This is a genomic window from Corallococcus sp. BB11-1, assembly GCF_026626625.1.
Lineage (GTDB): Bacteria > Myxococcota > Myxococcia > Myxococcales > Myxococcaceae > Corallococcus > Corallococcus soli.
On record NZ_JAPNJY010000027.1, the window covers coordinates 1 to 18899 of the forward strand.

20 protein-coding genes and 1 pseudogene are annotated in these 18899 nt (G+C 68.7%); 13 read left to right on the forward strand and 8 right to left on the reverse strand.

Translation table 11 applies throughout. From position 1 onward, the window contains the following. The 6 genes from OV207_RS21235 to OV207_RS21260 form a co-directional block, all read right to left on the reverse strand. On the reverse strand, positions 1 to 399 hold a 399-nt coding region (locus OV207_RS21235), incomplete at its 3' end, for an RNA polymerase sigma factor (RefSeq protein ID WP_267556946.1). A gap of 62 nt (positions 400 to 461) precedes the next feature. Then, positions 462 to 1454, reverse strand: a complete 993-nt coding sequence (locus OV207_RS21240; RefSeq protein WP_267556947.1) for an Immediate early protein ICP0 — start codon at positions 1452 to 1454, stop codon at positions 462 to 464. A 175-nt stretch (positions 1455 to 1629) separates the two neighbouring features. Next, on the reverse strand, positions 1630 to 2139 hold the full coding sequence (locus OV207_RS21245; RefSeq protein WP_267556948.1) for a hypothetical protein: 510 nt from the start codon (positions 2137 to 2139) through the stop codon (positions 1630 to 1632). Then, entirely contained in the window at positions 2139 to 3038 is a 900-nt protein-coding gene (gene hemF / locus OV207_RS21250; protein WP_193428114.1) for an oxygen-dependent coproporphyrinogen oxidase, read from the reverse strand. Before hemF ends, OV207_RS21245 begins: the two co-directional genes overlap by 1 nt. 43 nt (positions 3039 to 3081) lie before the next feature. Next, on the reverse strand, positions 3082 to 3831 hold the full coding sequence (locus OV207_RS21255; RefSeq protein ID WP_267556949.1) for a hypothetical protein: 750 nt from the start codon (positions 3829 to 3831) through the stop codon (positions 3082 to 3084). A gap of 74 nt (positions 3832 to 3905) precedes the next feature. Continuing rightward, positions 3906 to 4196 carry a DUF3467 domain-containing protein gene (locus OV207_RS21260; RefSeq protein ID WP_193428165.1) on the reverse strand — a complete coding sequence of 97 codons (291 nt, stop codon included), beginning with the start codon at positions 4194 to 4196 and terminating at the stop codon, positions 3906 to 3908. A 70-nt stretch (positions 4197 to 4266) separates the two neighbouring features. Between OV207_RS21260 and OV207_RS21265 the strand changes: the two genes are divergently transcribed. Further along, positions 4267 to 5118: an alpha/beta hydrolase gene (locus OV207_RS21265; protein ID WP_267556994.1), complete on the forward strand. Its 852-nt coding sequence runs from the start codon at positions 4267 to 4269 to the stop codon at positions 5116 to 5118. Here OV207_RS21265 and OV207_RS21270 read toward each other — a convergent pair. Then, positions 5072 to 7198, reverse strand: coding sequence for a hybrid sensor histidine kinase/response regulator (locus OV207_RS21270; protein WP_267556950.1), 2127 nt, complete (start codon positions 7196 to 7198; stop codon positions 5072 to 5074). The genes OV207_RS21265 and OV207_RS21270 overlap by 47 nt on opposite strands. 222 nt (positions 7199 to 7420) lie before the next feature. Here OV207_RS21270 and OV207_RS21275 point away from each other — a divergent pair, with 222 nt between their 5' ends. From OV207_RS21275 to OV207_RS21325, 11 genes and pseudogenes are all read left to right on the forward strand, one after another. Further along, a complete protein-coding gene (locus tag OV207_RS21275; protein ID WP_267556952.1) occupies positions 7421 to 8146 on the forward strand; it encodes an ABC transporter ATP-binding protein in 726 nt (241 codons plus the stop codon). Next, positions 8143 to 10683 carry an ABC transporter permease gene (locus OV207_RS21280; protein WP_267556953.1) on the forward strand — a complete coding sequence of 847 codons (2541 nt, stop codon included), beginning with the start codon at positions 8143 to 8145 and terminating at the stop codon, positions 10681 to 10683. Before OV207_RS21275 ends, OV207_RS21280 begins: the two co-directional genes overlap by 4 nt. 3 nt (positions 10684 to 10686) lie before the next feature. Beyond that, a complete protein-coding gene (locus OV207_RS21285; RefSeq protein ID WP_267556954.1) occupies positions 10687 to 11886 on the forward strand; it encodes a lipocalin-like domain-containing protein in 1200 nt (399 codons plus the stop codon). A gap of 257 nt (positions 11887 to 12143) precedes the next feature. Continuing rightward, positions 12144 to 12323, forward strand: a pseudogene (locus tag OV207_RS21290) (ParA family protein); the annotation flags it as partial. A 144-nt stretch (positions 12324 to 12467) separates the two neighbouring features. After that, a protein-coding gene (locus tag OV207_RS21295) for an IS5 family transposase (RefSeq protein ID WP_420715251.1) occupies positions 12468 to 13273 on the forward strand; the annotation gives its coding sequence in 2 pieces (ribosomal slippage) (positions 12468 to 12813 and positions 12813 to 13273; 807 coding nt in all). After that, positions 13200 to 13946, forward strand: a complete 747-nt coding sequence (locus tag OV207_RS21300) for a ParA family protein (RefSeq protein WP_267556956.1) — start codon at positions 13200 to 13202, stop codon at positions 13944 to 13946. Before OV207_RS21295 ends, OV207_RS21300 begins: the two co-directional genes overlap by 74 nt. Then, the gene (locus tag OV207_RS21305) at positions 13943 to 14470 is read left to right on the forward strand and encodes a hypothetical protein (protein WP_267556958.1); all 528 of its coding nucleotides are present in this window, start codon (positions 13943 to 13945) and stop codon (positions 14468 to 14470) included. The genes OV207_RS21300 and OV207_RS21305 overlap by 4 nt, the downstream gene beginning before the upstream one ends. 8 nt (positions 14471 to 14478) lie before the next feature. Beyond that, on the forward strand, positions 14479 to 15255 hold the full coding sequence (locus tag OV207_RS21310) for a hypothetical protein (protein ID WP_267556959.1): 777 nt from the start codon (positions 14479 to 14481) through the stop codon (positions 15253 to 15255). A 51-nt stretch (positions 15256 to 15306) separates the two neighbouring features. Beyond that, positions 15307 to 16092 (forward strand): IS5 family transposase, encoded by a 786-nt coding sequence (locus OV207_RS21315; RefSeq protein ID WP_267556961.1) that lies wholly within the window; start codon positions 15307 to 15309, stop codon positions 16090 to 16092. Between the two features lie 31 nt (positions 16093 to 16123). Beyond that, entirely contained in the window at positions 16124 to 16486 is a 363-nt protein-coding gene (locus OV207_RS21320; protein ID WP_267556962.1) for a hypothetical protein, read from the forward strand. 51 nt (positions 16487 to 16537) lie between these two features. Then, complete coding sequence (locus OV207_RS21325) at positions 16538 to 17521, forward strand: SDR family NAD(P)-dependent oxidoreductase (RefSeq protein WP_267556963.1); 984 nt, start codon at positions 16538 to 16540, stop codon at positions 17519 to 17521. Positions 17522 to 17531: 10 nt separating this feature from the next. On the opposite strand, the gene OV207_RS21330 is transcribed toward OV207_RS21325, so the two are convergent. Beyond that, positions 17532 to 17948, reverse strand: coding sequence for a YybH family protein (locus OV207_RS21330; RefSeq protein WP_193349544.1), 417 nt, complete (start codon positions 17946 to 17948; stop codon positions 17532 to 17534). 518 nt (positions 17949 to 18466) lie between these two features. Here OV207_RS21330 and OV207_RS21335 point away from each other — a divergent pair. Then, positions 18467 to 18691, forward strand: a complete 225-nt coding sequence (locus OV207_RS21335; protein ID WP_267556964.1) for a hypothetical protein — start codon at positions 18467 to 18469, stop codon at positions 18689 to 18691. Positions 18692 to 18899: the final 208 nt, after the last annotated feature.

Here is an 18899-nt window from a genome sequence, read left to right on the forward strand (position 1 = left end):
TTCTTCCGCCAGCTCCTTGCGCAGGGCGCTCTTCTGGGGATTGGTCCCCAGGCGGCTGCCGAGCGCTCCGATGCGGGCCTCGGAGAGGTCCATGTCCTGGGACTCGTCGAACTCCACGGCCTCACCGCCGCCCCGCCGCTTGCGGAGCACGTCGATGCAGATGTTCGACGTGATGCGGTAGAGCCACGTGTAGAACGAGGCGTCGCCCTTGAAGTGGTCCAGGTACTTGTAGACCTTGACGAACGCCTCCTGGGAGACGTCCATCGCTTCCTCCTTGTCCTTCAGCATGCCCAGCGCAACGGCGTACACCTTGCGCTGGTAACGCTCGACGAGGAGTTTGAAAGCGCGCTGGTCGCCGCTGCGGACGCGCTTGACGAGTGTAAGGTCGTCGGTGGCCAAGGGAGTGCGGCACCGTAACACAAGCCGCCATAACCCCAAGTCTTCCGAACAACCTCCCTGCTTTAGAGGGAGCTGACCAGGGCGATGACCGCCAGCGCGACGCCCGTGATGGCCAGCACCGCCCCGAAGACCATCCGGTCCCACTGCCCTTCGGCGAGGGCGTCCTCCTCCTCCGGGCCGGCCCGGAAGCGGTGGAGCACGTTCCAGAACATCCGCCCGCCAAGCTTCCCATCGGAGCCGCCGCGCCGGTCCGGGTCGCCCGGCGGCAGGGGCTGGCCGTGCTCGTCCCGGCGGATGAACGGCCTGGGCATCGGCTGGTAGAGCCCCGGCGTCATGGGGGCGGCCTGTTCGGAGTGCCGCACGTCGGGCGGGGGCTCCAGCTGGACGTCCTTCGCGCGCTCGCGGGCCTCCTCGGGCGAGGGCGCATCCAGCACCCAGAGCCCTGCCTCCACGCCCGTCTGGCCGGTGGAGGGGTCCTGGAGCTGGGCGAAGCCCTGGTCCTTCAGCGCCTGGGCGAAGGCGGCCTTGCCCTCCGGGGTGGGCGGGTGCCGGGCGGCGGCCTCCGCGTAGGCGGCGAAGAAGGTCCACAGGCGGGCCACCCGCTCCGACGAGGGCAGCGACGCGGGCCGCACCTGGGCGAACAGGAGCGCGCCGTCCGAGGCGAAGCGCTTCGCCACGGCGGGAGAGTCTTCCAGGCCCTGAAGGTCGCCGGGCACCAGCGACTCCACGTCCAGCACCGGGCCGCGCGCCTCGCCCGCGCCCAGGTAGGGGCTGGCGGAGGTGGGCTGCTCCGGCGTCCGGAAGCCGTCCTTCACCTTGCGCTGCTGCGGCGGGGCGCCCGGCGCGCGGGGCGGCTCGAAGCCGGTGCCGGGCTCCGCGCGGGGACCCCGGGGCGCGCCGGGACCGCGCGGCGTGCCGGGGCCACCGGGCCTGGGCAGCGGGACGCGGAGCGACTGGGGCCCGACCTCCGCCCCCTCCGGGAGCGCGCCGGCCTCCGGGCCCTCACCACCGGGGGAGCCCCCGGGGAGCCCCTCGCCGCCGGTTGAGGGCTCCATCCCGTCGTCCTGGAAGGGGGATGGGACGGGGCCCGTGACGGGCGCCGGGGCGGGCCCCGCGTCGGTGCGAGGCCCGGTGCGGGGGTCCGGCCCCCCTCGGGGACCGCGAATGTCGCCGACGTTTCCCATCCCCCGGATTCTCTCACATCGAGAACCCGGAGTTGCATGGGGGGCCCTACTCGCCCTCCCGCTCCACTTCCATGGGGCTGGTCATTCCGTTGGCATCCAGACGGATGCGGTAGACGGCGTTGAGGCCGTCGCCGTCCGCGTCCGCGCGGGCGAGGCAGGACACCTCCGGCTCGCCCACGGGGCTCTCCTGCACCGTCACCTCGTACTGGAAGTGCACGGTGGCGCCCGGCGCGAAGCCGATGCGGAGGAAGTCCTCGTGGTCCTGGGCGAAGGGCACCGCCTCGCCGCCCCGGGGCACGGGGACGGGAAACGGCGCGATGGGCAGGTAGTCGCCGTGCTCGTCCCGGTGCGCCTGCACGGCGTCGCACAGCGCCAGCACCTGGATGCGCGCCTCCTGGGTCAGCTCCTCGGGCGAGGCGCGGCCCCCGGAGCGGGTGGGCCCCGTGAAGATGAGCAGCAGGGCCATGGCCGCGCCCGCCACCACCGCGCCGACGAGGCCCACGACCACCGCCCTGCTGCGACGGGACGGCGGGACGGCAGGGAGCGGCGGCGGCATCAGGCCCACTCCCGGGGGTTGCGCAGCACCTCTTCCAGCCGGGCCTCCGGGGTGCCGGGCTCCGGGTGGTGGTCGTAGCGCCAGCGCACGCGCGGCGGCAGGGACATGAGGATGGACTCCGTGCGCCCCTGCGTCTCCAGGCCGAAGATGGTGCCCCGGTCATAGACGAGGTTGAACTCCACGTAGCGGCCCCGGCGCACCTCCTGCCAGAAGCGCTGCGCGTCCGTCACCGGCGTGTCCTTGCGCCGCTGGGCGATGGGCAGGTACGCGGGGATGAAGGCGTTGCCACAGTCCTGCACGAAGGCGAACTCGCGCTCCAGGTCGCCGCCCATGTTCTCGAAGAAGAGGCCGCCCACGCCGCGCGCCTCGCCCCGGTGGCGCACGTGGAAGTACGTGTCGCACGCGGCCTTGAAGCGCGGGTAGTACGTGGCGTCGTGCGCGTCGCACGCGGCCTTGTGCACGCGGTGGAAGTGCGCGGCGTCCTCGTCGTGCAGGTAGTACGGCGTCAGGTCCGCGCCGCCGCCGAACCACGCGCGCGCGCCCTGCTGGATGAAGCGGTAGTTGGCGTGCACGGTGGGCACGTGCGGGCTTCGGGGGTGCAGCACCAGCGACAGGCCGCCGGCCCAGAAGGAGCGCCCCTCGCCCTGGAGCTTCTTCGCGAAGGCCTCCTCCAGCTCGCCGTACACGATGGAGGTGTTGACGCCCGCCTTCTCCAGGACGGCGCCCTCCTCCAGCACGCGGCTGCGACCGCCACCGCCGCCCGGGCGGCTCCACGCGTCCTCGCGGAAGCGACCCTGCCCGTCCAGCGTCTCCAGCGCGCCGCAGATGTCGTCCTGGAGCTTCTGGATGAAGGCCGTCATGCGCCCCTTCATCCCCTCCACGTCCACCGTCGCCGTCATGTGCCCGTTGTCTCCCGTGCGGTACGAACGGGCGCGGATGCTACTAGGGCCCCTGGGCGGACGGGGCCTCGAAGTCCACCGGCGGCGTGGACGGCGCCAGGTTGCCCGCCGCGTCGAAGGCCTCGATGCGGGCGCGGTAGCTGCGGCCGTCCTCCAGCGCGAACGCCCCACCGCAGGCCTCATGGCCCAGATAAGCGGTGTTGGACTGGATGGGCAGCAGGTACTGCTGGGGGCTGACGCCCAGCCGGCGCGGGGCCAGCTTCACCACCAGGAAGGCGGGGCTCTCTTCCCGCATGGCGAGGTTCAGCTTCACGAACCGCGCGATGCCCTGGGGCGAGCGGCGCACGAAGCCCTCCGACACGGCGGGCTTCTTCACCCACTTGGGCGCCTTGACGTCCGGGCCCTTGCCGCTGAGCCACGAGGGCTGGACGCCAGGGCGGCCGTTGAGCACCGGCACGCCGGGCAGCACCTCGTCCAGCCGCAGCAGGTAGCGCTTGTCGGGCTGCATGGGCTCCGCCAGCTTGAGGATGATGACGGCGCGGCCCAGGGTGCTCTCCCAGCCCTTGATGACCTTGAGCTTCACGTCGTGGCCGTCCGCCTCCAGCCGCAGCGGCTTGCCCACCAGGCCCAGCACGGGCGAGCGCGCCGTGCCCACCCCCTCCAGCAAGAGGCGCATGTTGGTGGGGACGATGCCCCCGGGGGCTGGATACAGCTGGACGCCGTCCCCGGTGCACTGGGCGGAGGCGGAGGCGGCATACAGCAGGACGGCGATGAACACGCAGGCACGGAGCACGGTGCCCCCAGTGTGCGCCGGGAACGGGCGCAGGGAAAGTCAAAGTGGACCCCACCCTCCGGGGTGGGAGCGGGTCAGTGCCGGGGGCCCTCGTCCTCGCTCAGCAGGATGGGGCCGAAGCGCTCCTCGTGGCGCCGCAGGTTCTCCTGGAGGACGCCCAGCAGCCGCTTGAGGTGGCGCGGGCTGGTGATGATGCGCGAGCGCACGCGCGCCAGGGGCTGCTGCGGCTGGACGAAGAGGAAGTCCAACACGAACTCCGTCTCCGTGTGGTTCACCAACGCCATGTTGGAGTACTGGCCGTTGGCGACCTCGTCGTCCATCTGCACCTGAAGCTGCATGTCCGGGGGTTTCGGAGTGTCCGCCATGAGGCAGGCGGCATAGCGCCTGGGGCCCGTCATGGCCAGTGTCCACCGGGTGAGCACGCGCTGGCGGGACATCGACGGGGACGCCACGGCGGCCTTCACGCTGGGTCGCGGCCCGGACGCCTGCCTGCTGCTGCACGGCTTCACGGGCAGCCCGTGGGAGGTCCGTCCCCTGGGTGAGGCCCTGGCGGCGCGGGGGATGCGCGTCGTGGCGCCCCGGCTCCCGGGCCACGGCACCACGCCCGAGGCCCTGCTGGACGTGGACCACCACGACTGGCAGGACGCCGCGGAGGACGCGCTGACGGCCCTGTGCCGGGAGGGCCACCGCCGCGTGTTCGTGGCGGGGCTGTCCATGGGGGCCCTGCTGGCGCTGCGGCTGGCCGCGCACCACCCGGACCGCGTGCGGGGGCTGGCGCTGGTGGCGCCCGCGGTGCGCTTCCGGGGGCCGCGCATGGCGCTGGTGCGCCAGCTGGTGCGCACGCCGCTGCTCCAATGGACGACGCCGTGGGTGGACAAGGGCGGCACGGACATCTCCGACCTCCAGGTGCTCTCCCAGGCGCCGGTGCTGCCGGCCTTCCCGGTGGCCCGCCTGAGGGACCTGTGCACGCTCCAGGACCTGGCGGTGGCGGACGCGCCCCGGGTGCGCTGCCCGGTGCTGGTGGCGACCGCGGAGCAGGACCACGTGGTGGACCCCGAAGGCGGACGCTGGCTGGTGCGGCGGTTGACGGCGGCCCCGGCGGTGCGGCTGGTGAACTACCGGGAGGGCTTCCACATCATCCCGCGCGACGTGGCAGGGCCCCGGCTGGCCACGGAGGTGGGGGACTTCCTGGAGCGCTGGCGCGGGCCGACGGAGGCTCCGGAAGACACGCGGGACGACTTCAGGGGCGCGGCGGGATGGGAGGCGCAAGGCGCGCCACCGCCGTGAGCAGCTCCACCGCGTCCAGGGGCTTGGTGACGAACGCGCTGAAGCCCGCGCGCAAGGCCCGGTCCCGGTCCTCGCGGCGGGCGGCGGCGGTGACGGCCAGCGCGGGCACGCCGCCGCCGGACTCCCAGGGCAGCGCGCGCAGCCGGTACAGGAGCGAATAGCCGTCCTCGCCCGACAGCGCCACGTCCGTCACCAGCACGGTGGGCGGGGCGCGGCGCACCTCGTCCATCGCGTCGGTGACGTTGGTGGCGGTGAGGACGTGGGCCCCCACGCGGGTGAGCAGCACGGACATCCATTCGCGCGCGTCCGGCGCGCCGTCCACCACCAGCACGCGCTGGCCCTCCAGCTCCGGGAAGCGCGGCAGCGTCATGCCCTCCAGCGGGCGCGGCTCGCGCGTCGCGCCCGGCGTGGAGCCCACGCGGGAGCGGGGCAGGAAGACGGTGAAGGTGGAGCCCCGGCCCGGCCCTTCGCTGGCCGCGGACACGGTGCCGCCGTGCAGCTCCACCAGGTGGCGGACGATGGACAGGCCCAGGCCCAGGCCGCCGTGCTGGCGGCTGACGCTGGTGTCCGCCTGGTGGAAGCGCTGGAAGAGGAAGGGCACGAAGTCGGTGGGGATGCCCTCGCCGTCGTCCTTCACCACCAGCTCCGCGCCCTCGTCGCGCGTGCGCGCGGACACCGACACGCAGCCCCCGGGCGGGGTGAACTTGATGGCGTTGGCGAGCAGGTTCCACACCACCTGCTGGAGCCGGTCCGGGTCGCCGAACAGCGGCACGCCGTCCGCGTCCACGGAGACCTCCAGGCGCAGCTCGCGCGCGAGCGCCGTGGGCCGCACCGCGTCCAGCGCCGCGTCCACCACGCGCCCCAGCTCCAGCGGCACGGGCTCCAGGCGCAGCCGCCCGTTGGCGATGCGGCTGATGTCCAGCAGGTCCTCGATGAGCTGGCGCTGGGCGCGGGCGTTGCGTTCGATGGCCTGCACCGCGCGCTGGCGCTTGTCCTCGCCCAGCAGGCCCTGCCGCAGCATCTGCGACCAGCCCAGGATGGACGTGAGCGGCGTGCGCAGCTCGTGGGACACCATGGCCAGGAACGCGTCCTTGGCGCGGTTGGCGGCCTCCGCGGCGCCCCGGGCCGCGCGCTCCTCGTCGTAGAGCCGCGCGCGGTCCAGCGCCTGCGCGCACTGGCGGCCCACCGTCAGCAGGAAGGCGCGCTCCGCCTCGTCGAAGTCGCGCGCGTCGCTGAAGCCCAGGCCCAGCGCGCCCAGCACGCGCCCGCCGCTCACCAGCGGCACCGCGGCCCACCCCACCAGCGACAGCGTGCGGGGCAGCAGCCCCAGACGCGGGTAGCGCGCCATGCACTCCGTCCAGGAGCCCATCGCGCAAGGCTCGCGCGTGCGCGTCACGTCCGTGAGCGGGCAGGTGGCGGAGACGTCGAAGCGGCGCCAGTCGTCCCGCTCCAGGTCGCCCGGGGAGAAGCCGTGCGCGGCGACGCGTTCAAAGACGTCCGCGGACTCCGACGTGGGCACCACCACGAGGCCGGTGAGGGCCCCCAGCGCGATGGCGCCTTCGCGCGCGGCCACGTCCACCACCTGCGCGGGGGTGAGGGCCTCGGAGAGCGCGGCCGTCATGGCCTGCAGCCGTTCGGTGCGCCAGGCCGCGGTGGCCCACGCGGCGCGGCGCGTCCGCACGAGCTCCGTCACGTCCACCGCGAAGGCGAGCACGCCCTCCACCTGCCCCTGGGCATCGAGGCGGGGCAGCAGGGAGAGGTTGAAGAAGAAGGCGTCGTCGCCCGGGCCGGCGGCGGAGGAGGAGGTCTCACGCAGGTGCAGGGCCTGCCCGGTGGTGAAGACGCGGTCCCAGGCGTCGTGCCAGCCCGCGCCGTCCAACTGGGGGCAGGCCTGACGCAGGGGGACACCCACCTGTCCGCGCGCGTCGAGCAGGCCCAGGCGCGTGGCGGTGCTGAACTCGATGACGTGGGTCGGCCCTCGATAGAGGCCGAAGAAGGCGGGGAGCTGCTGGAGCAGCTCCTGGAGTCGGGGGGGCTCACCGCCGGGCGTTGCCCCCCAGACAGCCTGGGCTTCGTTCACGGAGTGCCCCCTCCCTTCCCTGAAAGCCGATGCCTCCTGACCGAGAAGAGGCGGCCATTCAACGCCAGCCGCGCCAGCATGGCACGAAAAGCAACGCGGGGCCGGCGCGGATGTCCTGGGCCGGGCGATCCCTTCCGCTGCTGACGTCCAGTAGAGGGCATCCGCCCGGTGGCGGCGGAAACGCTGCCGGGCACCGGGCATCGGTTATGTCGGATGACAGGCATGCACTCCTCCCCTCCTGATTCGCGGCCCCTCGTCGAACTGCGCGCCGTCACCAAGTCCTACGCGGAGGGAGACTCCGTGCGCGAGGTGCTGTCCGGCACGTCGCTCACCCTCCACCGGGGCGAGTTCGTGGTGCTGCTGGGCCGCAGCGGCTCCGGCAAGTCCACGCTGCTCAACCTCATCAGCGGCATCGACCAGGCGACCCGGGGCGAAATCCTCGTGGAGGGCCGCGACCTGGGCCGCATGCAGGAGCGCGAGCGCACCCTGCTGCGCCGCGAACGCGTGGGCTTCATCTTCCAGGCCTTCAACCTGCTGCCCACGCTGACGGTGGAGGAGAACGTGCGGCTGCCCTTGGAGCTGCTCGGGCGCACGGGCGCGGAGGCCGGCGCGCGGGCGCACGAGCTGCTGACGCGCGTGGGGCTGGAGGGCCGGGCGAAGAGCTTCCCGGACCGGCTGTCCGGCGGCGAGCAGCAGCGCGTGGCGGTGGCCCGCGCCCTGGCCCACGCCCCGCCGCTGCTGCTGGCGGACGAGCCCACGGGCAACCTGGACGAGGAGACGGGCAAGCAGGTGCTGGACCTGCTGGAGGGGCTCACGCGCCAGGACAACGCCTGCGCGCTCATCGTCACGCACGAGCCCGCGATGGCGGCCCGCGCGGACCGGGTGCTGACGATGGAGGGCGGGCGGCTGGTGGAGCGCCCCGGCGGCGCGCGCGGGGGGACGTCATGAAGTCGCTGCTCGCGCGCTCCAGCCTGCGCCACCTGGGCGGGCACCCGTGGCTCACCGCCCTGTCGCTGCTGGGCATCGCGATGGGCGTGGCGGTGGTCGTGTCCATCGACCTGGCGAGCGGCAGCGCGCTGCGCGCCTTCGAGCAGTCCACCGACGTCGTCGCCGGCAGGGCCACGCATCAAATCATGGGCGGCACGTCGGGCCTGCCCGAGGGCGTCTACACGGCGCTGAAGCTGCGCCCGGACGCGCCGGAGGCGGCGCCCGTGGTGCAGGGCTTCGTGCAGGTGGAGGCGGGCAACCGCCGCACGCTCACGCTCCTGGGGTTGGATCCGTTCGAGGAGGCGCCCTTCCGCGACTTCTCCACGGGCAACGCGGTGGGGGACGTGGGCGAATTGCTCACGAAGCCCGGCACGGTGGTGATGGGCGCGAAGACGGCGCGGGTGCTGGGCGTGAAGGCGGGGGACACGCTGCCGGTGACGGTGATGGGGGTGCGCCGGGAGCTGCGCGTGTCGGCCCTGCTCTCCCCGGCGCAGGAGACGACGGAGCAGGCGCTGGAGTCGCTGCTCATCTGCGACCTCTCCACCGCGCAGGAGGTGCTGGGCCAGCAGGGCCGGCTGACGCGCGTGGACCTGAAGCTGACGGACGGAGAGGCGCAGGCCGCGCGGCTGAGGGCCGCGCTTCCCCAGGGCGCGGAGCTGGTCCAGACGTCGGGGCGCGCGGGCACGGTGGAGCAGATGACGCGGGCGTTCCGCACCAACCTCACCGCGCTGTCGCTGCTGGCGCTCGTGGTGGGGATGTTCCTCATCTACAACACGATGACGTTCTCGGTGGTGCAGCGGCGCGGGATGCTGGGCCGGCTGCGCGCGGTGGGCGTGACGCGCGGGGAGCTGTTCGGGCTGGTGCTGGGGGAGGCGCTGGTGCTCGGCATCGTGGGCACCACGGCGGGGCTGCTGCTGGGCATCCTGATGGCCAGCGGGCTCGTGGGCCTCATCACGCGCACCATCAATGACCTGTACTTCGTGGTGAACGTGCGCCGTCTGTCATTGGAGCCCTTCACCCTGTTCAAGGGCCTGGGGTTGGGCCTGGGCGCCACGGTGCTGGCGGCGCTGGTGCCCGCGTGGGAGGCGGCGCACGCGACCCCGGTGACGGCGCTGCGGCGCTCGACGGTGGAGGACGCATCCCACCGCAAGGCCCCCCGGAGAGCGTTGCAGGGCCTGGGGTTGCTGGCCCTCTCCGTGGGGCTGCTCGCGTGGCCCACGCAGGCGCTGACGCCCGCGTACGCGGGGCTGTTCGGCGTGATGATGGGCGCCGCGCTGCTGGTGCCCTGGGTGACGGAGAAGCTGACCGCCGCGGCGGCGCGGCCCCTGGGCGCGCTGTTCGGTCCGCTGGGGCGCATGGCGGCGCGCGGGGTGACGGCCAGCCTGTCGCGCACGGCGGTGGCGCTGGCGGCGCTGATGGTCGCGGTGGCGACGACGGTGGGCGTGGGGCTGATGGTGTCCAGCTTCCGGGGCACGGTGGTGGCGTGGCTGGAGTCCGCGCTGCAAGCGGACGTCTTCGTGTCCCCGCCATCGCTGGTGGCACGGCGGGGGGACTCCGCGCTGGTGCCAGGGCTCGAGCAGAAGCTGCGCACGACGCCCGGGGTCGCGGCGAGCGGCTCCATCCGCGTGGTGCACGTGCGCGTCAACGGCGTGGACACGGACCTGCTGGCCATCGACTTCGCGAAGGGGCACGAGCGCTCCTACCGCTTCAAGGAGGGGCGCGCGGAGGACGTGTGGCGGCGGGTGGACGCGTCCCGGGACGCGGTGCTCGTGTCGGAGCCCTTCGCCTTCCACCGCCGCGTGCGCGCGGGCGACACGCTGCGCGTGTCCACGGACCGGGGCCCGCACGACTTCCGCGTGGCGGGCGTGTACTACGACTACGGCTCGGACGTGGGGACGGTGATGATGCCGCGCGCCACGTACGAGCACTGGTACGACGACCGGGGCGTGAGCGGCCTGTCCCTCATCGCGGCGCCGGGCCAGGACGTGGACGAGCTGGTGTCCCGCGTGCGCGACCGCGCGGGCGGTGAGCAGGCCTTGAACGTGCGCGCGAACAAGGCCCTGCGGCAAGCGTCGCTGGAGGTGTTCGACCGCACCTTCACCATCACGCAGGTGCTGCGCCTGCTGGCCATCGGCGTCGCGTTCGTGGGCGTCCTGAGCGCGCTCATGTCCCTGCAACTGGAGCGGGCGCGCGAGTTCGCGGTGCTGCGCGCGACGGGGCTCACGCCAGGTCAGCTCTGGGGGATGGTGTCGTTGCAGACGGGTTTGCTGGGACTGCTCGCGGGGTTGTTCTCCATCCCGCTGGGGCTGGCGCTGGCCTACGTGCTGGTGCACGTCATCAACCAGCGCTCGTTCGGGTGGACGTTGCAACTGGTGGTGTCACCCGGCGTGGTGGGACAGGCGATGCTGCTGGCATTGGTGGCGGCGGCGCTGGCGGGCCTGTACCCAGCGTGGCGGATGGCGCGCGCGAATCCGGCGATGGCGTTGCGGGAGGAATGAGACATGGGCCGCGGACTCGTCATCGGCGTGGGGTTGGTGCTGGCCGTGCTCGGCGTGGCGGTGGGCGTGGTGATGCGGGACACGGAGGAGGCGGGCCAGGGCGGCTCCGGCACCATGACGGTGGCGGGAGCCCTGGGAGGCAATGGCAGCCTGGAGGGGTATGCGCGCGCCATGGAGTTCCGGCCCTTCCGCTTCCCGGAGGACCACGGCCCCCACCCCGACTTCCGCACCGAGTGGTGGTACTGGACGGGGAACCTGGAGACGGAGGACGGCCGGGCCTTCGGCTATCAGTTCACGCTGTTCCGCAGCGCGCTCTCGCCAGGGAAGCAGGACCGGGACTCGGCCTGGGGCACGCGGCAGGTGTTCATGGGGCACTTCACGGTGACGGACGTGAGCGCCGGGCGGTTCCACGTCACCGAGCGCTTCAGCCGCGCGGCCCTGGGGCTGGCGGGTTCGGAGGGAGCCCCCTTCCATGTCTGGCTTCAGGACTGGGACGTGCGCAGCGAAGGCGCGGGCACGTGGCCCATGCGCCTGCGCGCGCAGGGTGACGGCGTGGCGCTGGACCTGGTGATGGACGAGGGCAAGCCGCCCGTGCTCCAGGGCGACCGGGGCCTGAGCCAGAAGGGTCCGGAGAAGGGCAACGCGTCCTATTACTACTCCCTGACCCGCATGCCCTCGCGGGGCACCGTGTCCGTGGACGGACAGACGGTGTCCGTGAAGGGCGAGAGCTGGATGGACCGCGAGTGGAGCACCAGCGCGCTGGGCCCCGACATGGTGGGCTGGGACTGGTTCGCGCTCCAGCTCTCCGACGGCGGTGAGCTGATGAACTACCAGCTGCGCAACAAGGACGGGAGCGCGGATCCGTTCAGCGCGGGCACCTGGAACCCGCCCTCGGGTGACGCCGTGCACCTGAGCCGCGAGGACGTGAAGCTGGAGGTGCTCGACACCTGGAAGAGCCCGCGCGGGACGAAGTACCCGTCCCGCTGGCGCCTCCAGGTGCCCCGGCTGTCATTGGACCTCACGGTGACGCCCAGGCTTGAGAACCAGGAGCTGCCGGTGAGCGTGCGCTACTGGGAGGGCACGGTGTCGCTGGAGGGCACGCGGGAGGGCAAGCCCGTGCAGGGGCGCGGCTACGTGGAGCTGACCGGGTACGCGGACAGAATGCACACAGAGGACGTGACAACCCGCAGCCGCACGCCGTAGACCATGGGAGGCAGCTCGTCCGGAGAAACCCTCAACGTCAGAAACCCTCAACCTCGCCAGAACGAACAAAGCCATCCCCAAGGAACTCCCCCAGAGACTCTAGTCGCATAGAAACAGGTACTTTACACTTCAAGGCGCCTTCAAGCGCCCTGAGGCGCATCGCCCGACATACTCACACACGAGGAGAGGCCAGAAACTCCGGAGAAACACAGTGTTCAGCAGACACAAGCCACAACCCCGCACCCGCACCCCGCGCCATGCCCCATCCACCGACCTCAACATCTCCCCCTCAACAGTATCCGCGCGTCACGTCAGTAGTCAACCTAAAGGGAGGCGTAGGAAAAACAACACTTTGCGTAAATCTCGCTTATGGACTCGCGTACTTCAAAGACAAGCGAACACTACTGATTGATCTCGACCCACAGGCCAACGCGACACAGTACCTCATCTCTCAACACACATACCAAAAACTCTACCTCTCCGAACCACCGCCCAAGTCGACAATTGTCGAGGCTTAGAACACCTAACGAAAGTCAGGACTGGGCTGGTCAGCGGCAAGGGGCATCCTCAGCTTGTGGGACATGGTCCGTGAACTTGTCCCCGACGCTTTCTGGCAGCGCGTGGCGCCCCTGCTGCCTCCGCCTCGGCCCAAGAAGAAGCCCGGTCGCCCTCGGGCGGATGACCGGGCGGCGCTGGAGGCCATCGTCTTCGTGCTCCGGAGCGGCATCCCGTGGGAGATGCTGCCTCGCAAGCAGTTCGGCCTGTCGGGCATGACGGCCTGGCGCAGGTTGGAGGAATGGACCCGAGCCGGCGTGTGGGAGCAGCTTCAAGCGCGGCTCTTGGATGAACTGGGCCTTCGCGGCAAGGTGGACTTCTCCCACGTCTCCATCGACTCCGCGTCCGTCCGGGCGTCAAAAAGGGGGCCCTCACGGGCCCAAGCCCGACGGATAGAGCGAAGGCGGGTAGCAAGCATCATCTTCTCGTAGAGGCTCACGGTCTGCCGCTCACCGAATCGGTGACAGCGGCCAACGTGCACGACACGCACGAACTCTTCCCCCTCATCGACTCCGTGCCCGCGGTGAGGATGCCTTCGGGGCAGCGGCGACAGCGGCCTGGGAAGCTTCACGGCGACAAGGCCTACGCCTCCAGGAAGAACCGGTGGGGACTTCGCCTGCGCGGCATCACTCCGCGCATCGCTCGTCCTGGCGTCGAGTCCAAGGAGCGGCTGGGACGCTACCGCTGGGTGGTGGAGCGTACGCTGGCCTGGAAGAACCAGCTGCGCAGGCTTCGGGTCCGCGACGAGCACAGGGACGATGTCCACTTCGGCTTCCTCGTCCTTGGCTGCTGCGTCATGCTCCTACGCAGGCTCTACCCTGACATTTGTTAGGTGCTCTTATGACGAGTTCGTCCAGGCGACCCGCACCACAGACGCCCCGCCGAAGGATCCCAACCGATACATTCAGCGAATCTACAAAGGCGAAAAGGGATATCTAGACCTAGTCGCATCCAAGCTCGAACTAAGCCTATTGGCCTTCGAGGGAGGCCAAGTCCACAAAAACAACCAAGTTCGCTGGCTAATCGAATCAGTCCAGAACAACTACAACATAGTACTAATCGATTGTCCGCCAACAGTGTCGCGAATGCTAATGGGCGGCTTCGAGGCTTCAGACCACGTACTAGTACCAATGAAGCCAGAGTTCCTGTCAACAATCGGACTCCCTCTCCTGCACAGGATAATCACAAAAACCTACAACAAGGAAATAAGCAAAAGAGCCGACTTTCTCAACAAAGAACTCAGCGTCATAGGAATTGTCTACACAATGTCCAACTCAAACTTAATAATGACACAAGAAAGCATGGCCGAAATACAAAAAGAAGCGACTCGCCTCAAGTATCCGATTTTCAGTTCGACCATCTCACAATCAACAAAATTCACATGGAGCGCCAAGCGAACACTGCCCATCTTCCGCACAGAACCAAACAGTCGATATGCTTCTGAAATCGAGTTCCTGGTCACCGAATTTCTCACGAGACTCAATCCAACCAAAGCCTCGCCATGACAACAGCACAAATATTCTCACTAATCGCCGAAATTTTCGCCTTGTCGGCTCGACTTGAACCCAAATCCATCAACTCTCTCCACAAATACATTTCCGAAAACTTCCAAGGCGACACCCAGCACGGACTGCTGACAATTTTAAAGGGGATAGAGTACCTCCAAGCCCCCTCAGAGGCCCCTCCCTCACATCCACTTGCCTTTGAGGAACCAACAGAATCCTACCCATCTACCAGCACACTCGACTCCACAACGCGTGAATTCAAAGCAATGCTCCTAGACGGCATATTCGTCCCAACCAAAAGCGACTTGGTCGACATCCTAAAAAAGACCTTCAACAAAGACAATCCGGTCCGAATCAACAACAAAGATTCCAAGCAAGAATTAATTGAACGCTCCGTCCGCTACTTCAAGAGCGCCAATGACGCCGAGCGTAGGCAGGCGTTCCAACAACTCCGGAATCTCTACTTCCGCAACCGCAACTCCAGCCTAGAGGAGTGGTCCAGAATTATCACTAAGGGAAAATAGACCAACCAATGCTCCCAGACGACCTGAACGACAAAGACGGCCCTACGATAGCCCAAGAGCTATTTGGTCGAGACCCAGAAACCCCCTCTTGGTGGTCACTGGAGAGAATAAACAACAAACATCTTGAGTGGAAAGACAATCGACTCGGTCTATCTTGGAAGGTAACCCATGGACTTCTCGTTGCCCTCCGAGAAGTCAGCACTCCAGAAGACGCAGCATCATTCGCGTTAAGTAATAAAATCCACCTGCTACCCAACGGAGGATTCTATTTTCGGAACACCGCCGAAATCCTCATTCACTGCAATGAAATTCCAGCACCCGAACAAGTGACGACGCCCGATGACTTGTATGGAATATCAACTACCGCAAACATGGAAGCCACTATCGGATATTCTTCTCAACTTTTCGTTCGACTCGTTGGCTCTCCCATGGCCGAGATCAACAAAGGAGCCCAAGAGCCCTTCTCAATAAGAACCATTGTTATTTCACATATCGAAAAGGAGCAGGTCGGCGGCGCAGCAGAACTAGCGCTCTATCACCTCCGTAAGAAGTTCCCCGGTCTCTCCCTTTCCTTTGGTCCCTTCTCTGACACGGGAAGCATGCCGGGCCTCTTAGACCTAGAACACCCCATCAGTCCAATGAGGTTTGAAAACCTCCTAAGCACGGACCGCACAGAAGCAATTGCCTTTTACAATAGGGCACTGGAATCACCGCCCATCCCCGGATTCCTCTACTACTACAGAGTACTGGAGTCTTGTTTTGACGACATTCTAAGAGCCTGTTGAAATGGAGCGAGCGAGCCAGGGCGTTGAAGGAACAAGATGCCGGACCTCCCAATGCCCTCGCGCACGCCGTATCCGAGCGACCTGACGGACGAGCAGTGGGCCCTCATTGAGCCGTTCGTTGGCGCCGTCGGTGGCGGCCCCAAGGAGCAGGTGCATCCTCGCCGCGAGGTGGTGAATGCCATCCTTTACGTGACGAGGACGGGCGTGCAGTGGCGCTACCTGCCGCACGACCTGCCCGACTGGCAAAGCGTCTACCACTACTTTCGACTGTGGAAGAAGGATGGCACCTGGAAGCGCGTGCATGATGCGCTGCGCGGCCAAGTGCGCCAGGCGCAAGGGCGTGGGCTCGCGCCAACGGCGGGAGTCATGGACAGCCAATCGGTAAAGGCGTCCGAGGAGGCCGACAGCCGAGGCTACGACGCGGGCAAGCAGGTGAAGGGGCGCAAGCGCCACCTGCTCGTGGATGTGCTGGGACTGGTGCTCGTGGCCTGGGTGACGACCGCCGACGTGCAGGACCGGGATGCCGCGGCAGGGGCGGTGCTGCCACGTGCCTCCGAAGACTTTCCCTCGTTGAACAAGGTCTGGGCGGATGCGGGCTACCAGGGGCCCGTGGTGGCGGATGCCGCGAAGGAGGCTGGATTGGAGGTGGAGATCGTCCGGCGCGCCGAGGAGGACAAAGGCTTCGTCGTGCAGAAACGTCGCTGGGTGGTGGAGCGCACCAACGCGTGGCTGACGCGCCAGCGGCGCCTGGCTCGCGACTACGAGCGTCACGAGCACTCGTCCGAAACCTTCATCCACATCGCGATGACCGGCCTCATGCTGCGCCGCCTCGCATAGCACTCCAATTCAACAGGCTCTAAGCGCTACAGTGGACGCTTGGCGCCACGACAAACTATTGCTCGGGATTGATCTCCTACAGAAAATAAGAGCAATTCACCAGAAAGAAGACGTATGGTCTCTTCGCCGCGTTTTGGCGGAGATTGTTGACCAAAAAGACCTAGATGGTGCTCAGCAAGAAAACATCATTGATGTCGCAACTGCCGATGCCTTGGCGCGAGAAATTTATCTCCGCAGAAACAGCATTGCGCATGGTCGCAAGGGACAACACCGCAAGGTGCTTGTCCCTCTTGCCCACTCATTCAATGATGAGGCAGCAAGAGAGCGTGCTTGGTATCAACTACTTAAGCAGCTCGCGGAACGCGCAATCGACAAGTGGATCTTCTCGAAGTAGCCATTCCACCACGTTCTCCAACAAGAGAGCATTCCAAGGTATAGCCGGTTTATGAACGTCCTCGTCACCGGCGCCACCGGCCTCATTGGCAATGCCATCGCCCACCGGCTCGCGCAGCGTGGGGACTCCGTCCGCGCGCTCGTGCGGGATGTCAGCAAGGCCGCCCCCCTGCTGCCGTCCAACGTGCAATGCATCCAGGGGGACATCACCGCCCCCGCGTCACTGCCGGCCGCGATGCAGGGCGTGGACGTCGTCTTCCACGCCGCGGGCATGCCCGAGCAGTGGCAGCGCGACGACTCCATCTTCGACCGGGTGAACCGCCAGGGCAGCGTGAACGTGCTGTCCGCCGCGCACGCCGCGAAGGTGCGCCGCGTGGTCTACACCTCCACCATGGACGTCTTCGCCGCGCCCCGGGGCGGAGAGGTCATCGAAGCCAACATCGACGCGCACCCCAAGCCCACCGCCTACGAGCGCTCCAAGCAGGATGCCGAGCGCGCCGTGGAGGCCATCCGCCAGCAGGGCCTGGACGTCGTCTACGTCAACCCGTCCGCCGTCTACGGCCCCAGCCCCGTGCACGTGGGCCTCAACTCCTTCTTCATCCAGTTGCTCAACAAGAAGGCCCCGCTGCTCCCGCCGGGCGGCATGTCCTGCGTCTACGTGGACGGCCTCACCGACGCGCAGCTCGCCGCCGCCGAGCGCGGCGTCAACGGCGAGCGCTACCTCGTCTCGGACCGGTACATGAGCAACGCGGACCTGGCGCTCGCCATCCATCAGGCCGCTGGCGCCGGGAAGCCCCCGGCCACTGCGCCCGTCTTCCTGATGGAGGCCCTGGCCCGCGTGTCCGCGCCGCTCGCGCGCGTGTTCCCCTTCACGCCGCTCGTCGCGCCCGGCCAGCTCTCCTTCATGCGCTGGGAGGCCCACGTCAACGCGGCCAAGGCCCAGCGTGAGCTGGACTTCCGCCCCACCCCGGTCGAAGAGGGCGTGGCGCGCACGGTGGCCTTCCTGCGCGAGAAGCGGCTCGTGCCCCAGGCCTGAGCGGCCCGGCTCAGCGGGGGCCCGGCGCGGACTCGTGGTAGTGGATGGCCCGCCACTCCCCTGCCTTGCGGTGGAAGACGAAGCTCACGCGCCCGTCGTTCGTGAACGGCCCCGCCCCGTCCGCGCGCTCACCCTCGAAGTGGTACGTGAAGAAGGCGAAGGCCACCTCGCCCATCACGTCGAGCGCCACGTCGTCCAACGTCATGCGCTCCGCCCGAGCCAGGTGCGTGCGCAGGGCGTCGTAGTACTGGGAGATGCCCACCCATCCCCGGATGGGCCGGGCCCGCTCCTGCGCCACGTAGAGCAGCTGCGGATATTCCCGGTCCCAGAGGGCCTGGAGCCTCGCGACGTCCAGCGCCTCGAAGCCGCCGCGGTATTGCTCCAGCAACGCCGTGAGCTGCTGCCTGTCCGTGTCCACCGACGCCATGCGACCCTCCCCTGTCCCGCCACGAATAAGAACGTGGGGGCCCGCCCCACAGGGATGACGGCCCCCCACGCATGCTGTCACCTGCCTGCGACACTTCCTACGACTTCACCGGATCCGCCATGGAGCCCGGAACTTCCCTTGAGCATGGCTGTGATTGCGCCCGGGACCGGAGGGACAGGCGCCATCACCTGACAATCTGGAGACGCCCGCCCGGGATGGAACCCGGTGCGCTTCACACCCACGCAGTCGGTTCCGCCGTTCGATGAGCAGCCGGTCACCAGACCTGGACCCGGGGGGCGGACATCCAGTCTCCACGCGATTCCGTAGCGCCTGCTCCGACGAGGTGGGACAGGCCCGCCCGCCTGCCCACCGGGCAGCGATACGGCGGCCCGCGCCCCCTCTTCGACACAGGGTGTCGTCCCGGGGAGGAAGGCCCACTTTACAACGCACGCGCGCCCCGACGGGTCCCATCCCCGCGACGGCGTGACGGCATCCACCCTTTCCCACGGAGCGACACCATGGCTTTGCTTACGAACCTGCTGGCCGCGTTTGGCGGATCCCGCCGGAGCAGCACCTGGAACCGGGGACGCAGCTCCTTCGGCCGTCGTCCCAGCGGCTACGGCTACCGGGGACGCCAGTCGAGCGGCGTGGGCGGCTCCTTCGGACGGATGCTGCTCGCGGGCCTGGGCACCTACGGCCTGCGCCGGTTCTTCAACAGCCGCGCGCGCGCCACCGGCTATTGAGCTGGACGGCCAGGACGGGTGTCGCCGGGAAGTACCGTGGACTTCCCCCTTCGCATGGCGCACCCCATCCTGGTCCCCCTGGGGCACGGGAGGGTTCCACGGCCTCCTCCCGGTGCCTGACATCCCGCACGCGCCGTCCGTGCGAGCGCCTCCGCCTGGAGTAGGGTCCGGTCCCATGTCCGGCCCTCCGCCGGCGGAAGAGGACTCG